This is a genomic window from Persicitalea sp., from assembly GCF_041751555.1.
Lineage (GTDB): Bacteria > Bacteroidota > Bacteroidia > Cytophagales > Spirosomataceae > Persicitalea.
This window is the reverse complement of the sequence record NZ_JBGSXF010000329.1, coordinates 1-3549: the sequence shown is the minus strand read 5'-3', so window position 1 is coordinate 3549 and position 3549 is coordinate 1. Positions and strand designations below refer to the sequence as shown.

The following is a 3549-nucleotide window of genomic DNA, read 5'->3' as shown; positions in this document are numbered from 1 at the left end:
ACCGTCTCGCTACAAACCAGCGGGCCGCTCGCGCCCGGCGATAATTCCGCGCAGAAACTCACCATTCCAGCGGGCCAGGAAGCACGGGCTCTGTTCAGCGTGAAAGCGGGTTCGGGCATTGGTTTGGGCAAGATCACCGTGAAAGTGGGGGCCTTCGGCGAAACCTTCGTGCAGGAAACCAACCTCACCGTGCGTCCGGCCTCGCCGCTGCTCAAAATCAGCCAGTCGGGCGTCATCGCGGGCGGACAAAGCGGTACCATCGACCTCGCCCAAAACTACCTGCCCGGCACGGCCCGCGCCCAAGTGACGTTCAGCCGCTCGCCGCTGGTGCAGGGCGGCGGCAAGGCGCTGTCCACGCTGCTGGGCTACCCTTATGGCTGCCTGGAACAGACCATTTCCAAGGCATTCCCGCAAATCTACTTCGCCGACCTGACGAAGGCGATGGCGACGCCCGTCTATCTGGTGCGCAGCGGCGAGAGCGATTTCAACCCCGCCACCAACGTGCAGCAAGCCATCCGCAAGACCGAAACCCAGCAACTCTACAACGGCGGACTGGCGATGTGGCCCGGCGCGCAGCGCGAAGACTGGTGGGTGACGGCCTACGCGGTGCATTTTCTGGAAGAAGCCCGCCGTGCCGGATTCGAGGTCAACGGGGCTACCATGAGCCGCGCCATCGAGTACCTGACGGCCAAGACAGGTACCACCGCCACCGAAGAGGTACCCATCGCCACGGAGGACGGCAGCACCGTCCGGGCCGTGAAGGCGCAGCGTGAGAGTCTGTACTCACTGTACGTGCTGTCGCTGGTTGGCCAGCCCAATCGTCCGGCCATGAACTACTACAAGCAAAATCCCAACTTGCTCACGCCCGACGCCCGCTATCTGCTGGCCGGGGCGTACCAACTTATTGGCGACTCGCGCAGCTACGCCGCCCTGCTGCCCGCGAAGTACCAGAACGACAACGCCCCCAACACCTTTGGAGGCAGCTACGCCTCGCCGCTCCGCAATCTCGCGCTGGTGCTGAACACACTGTTGGAAACCGACCCCGACAACGTCCAGATTCCGCTTCTGGCGCGGCAGTTGTCCCAGGCCGTGGTATCGGCTTCCTACCTCAACACCCAGGAAGCGGGCTTCGCCGTGCTGGCCCTCGGCAAACTCGCCCAGCGCGTCTCCGGCTCCACCGTCACGGCGACCGTAGCCGCCAAGGGCAAACAACTCGCCACCTTCGATGGCAAGGAACTGAGCCTGGCGAAGGATATTTTGAACCAAAAACTAACGGTAAAAACGCAGGACAAGGGCGATTTGTACTGGTTTTCGCAGACCGAAGGTCAGTCGGCCACGGGAGCTTATGTGGAAGAAGACAACGGCCTAAGGGTTCGGCGGCAGTACCTGACCCGCAACGGCGGCAACACCGGGACGCTCCGCCAAAACGACCTGATCGTCGTGAAAGTAACGGTGTCCAGCACCAGCGGCCTGCCCATCGAAAATGTAGTGGTGACCGACCTGCTGCCCGCCGCCTTCGAGATCGAAAACCCGCGCCTGACCGAGCCACGCGACATGCCCTGGATCAAAAACGCCGCCACGCCTGAGTACTTCGACATCCGCGACGACCGTATTCATTTCTTCACCACCGCCACGGCCCGCGAGCAGTCGTTCTACTACCAGGTTCGCGTCATTTCCAAAGGTACCTACACCGTCGGCCCGGCGGCAGCCGATGCGATGTACCAGGGGGAGTACCGGAGTTATTCGGGTGGGGGGAAGGTCACGGTGCAATAGAGACGCGATTGAGCGCGTCTGAGGGCATTGCTAAGTGGGGCCCATCAACATTACTGAGAGGGTAATCTTTATTCAAGAAAGATATGTGACATCCACAGACGGATTTTGATAAATTCAGATTATAGCTCTTTTCGTAACAAATTCTTTGATGAGTCTGTCTTTCTTGTAAGAATTGGGGATTAGCATCAAAACACAAAGTTTTTCCAGCATACCAATGTCTATTTGACTTTCATGGCACCACTTCTCCGAAGCCAAAAGTGCCGCTTGATCAATGTCCTCAGGACTTACTAATGCTCGTTCTGTTGATTCTGGGCAGCTTATCATATTCAAAATTGATAAATCGGTGGCTGACTCCAATTCATCGTTGTCTAAATTATACAAAACCTTATGCAGTTTTTCAGAACCTTGTAAAAGCAAAAATATTTTTTTATGATCACCTGAGTATTCGGATGCGCTATGAAGAAAACCGGACAACTCCTTATTTCTTTCTTTGTGCTTATTTAAGGTCAGCGAGTGTTCTAACAAGAATCTTGAACCAAATCCCCCTAATTTTTCTAATGCTTTGTTGCTGTTTGCAAAACTTTCAGTATCAATATCAGATTCTAAACTAATATCTAGCTCCATATCATGCGTAAAAACATCAGTTTCAAGTATTTCGGTTGACTTTTTATGCCGCCTAATCAGTCGTTCGAAACGATTATTTATATCTTTCCTGCAAAGTGACTCTGAGTCTGATACTTTATAAATCGAAGGAATAAATGTGTAAAAATATACCGTTCTATCTGGTTTATTGGTCATTCTCATAATTCGACCAGCTCTCTGGAAAAGAACGTCAGCCCCCTCTGGACAATCGTAGTTCACAGCTACATTTACATCTGGGAGGTCAACCCCCATACTATCAGCATCAGTACATATTAGAATGTCGATTTCCTTATCCGTGCGGTGGCCTTTATGCGCTGAGGGCGAAAAGTCTTTTAGGATTCTCTGGCGAGTTCGTGTCCCTCTGAGCTTCAATATACCGTTCACTTTTTCTACCATACATTCTATTGATAAATTCCTAAATTCTTTTTTAAGCCGTTTGGACAGGTAAATAGCAGTAGGGTGACGACGAATGAAAATTAGCATCTTATTGCCTCCATTTATACATTTATCATTGATGATATGAACTAAATGATCGTATTTATTATCAATAACTTCTACTTCTAATAGGCTTTGTTGCATGGCTACGTCGGCACTCTTTTGACTGCTGTGGGCATGCCTAACTTTGCAAATCGGTTCAGACAGTTTGCCTTGACATGAACTTCGGTTTGTTGATTTGCCATTAAACGTGCTGACAACCGCTCGCCGAAGGTCGTCTTCCAGCGGAACATGCCTGTCTCCGCCTTACTGCGACGGTGGTAATCGACCTGACGTTTCCACTCGGCTAAAACCAAGCAATCAATCTGCGTAAGTACCTTTTTCTAGGGTGTATCAAATCATTTCCCACTTTATCGACCCAGATTACCGCGTTGGAACGGGGCGGGATTACTGGCTCAATCTGACGTGTCTCCAGCTCGTCATAGACCTTCACCTGGTCATAGGCACCGTCGCCACCCAACCGGGCGATGGGACAGGTGATGCCGGCCACCAAAGGCCCGACCATGTCGGCATCGCTGACAGCGTTGGTCGTCAGCTCGACGGCATGAAGCTCGTTTGTGGCTTGGTCTATTGCCAAGTGCAATTTGCGCCAAGTGCGTCGCTTGTCAGCTCCGTGTTTTCTCACCTTCCACCGCGCGG

Annotated in this window: 3 protein-coding genes; 1 reads left to right on the top strand and 2 read right to left on the bottom strand. The window is 52.6% G+C overall.

Features of this window, described 5'->3' with window-relative positions:
• Positions 1–1773, top strand: a 1773-nt coding sequence (locus ACEW8P_RS11810; protein WP_373513284.1) for an alpha-2-macroglobulin, incomplete at its 5' end; no start/stop codon positions are given.
• A gap of 114 nt (positions 1774–1887) precedes the next feature.
• Here the strand turns inward: ACEW8P_RS11810 and ACEW8P_RS11805 are convergent.
• Together ACEW8P_RS11805 and ACEW8P_RS11800 are read right to left on the bottom strand one after the other, a co-directional pair.
• Complete coding sequence (locus ACEW8P_RS11805; protein ID WP_373513283.1) at positions 1888–2994, bottom strand: C-terminal helicase domain-containing protein; 1107 nt, start codon at positions 2992–2994, stop codon at positions 1888–1890.
• Between the two features lie 202 nt (positions 2995–3196).
• Positions 3197–3549: transposase (locus ACEW8P_RS11800; RefSeq protein WP_373513282.1), on the bottom strand; the 353-nt coding region annotated here is incomplete at its 5' end.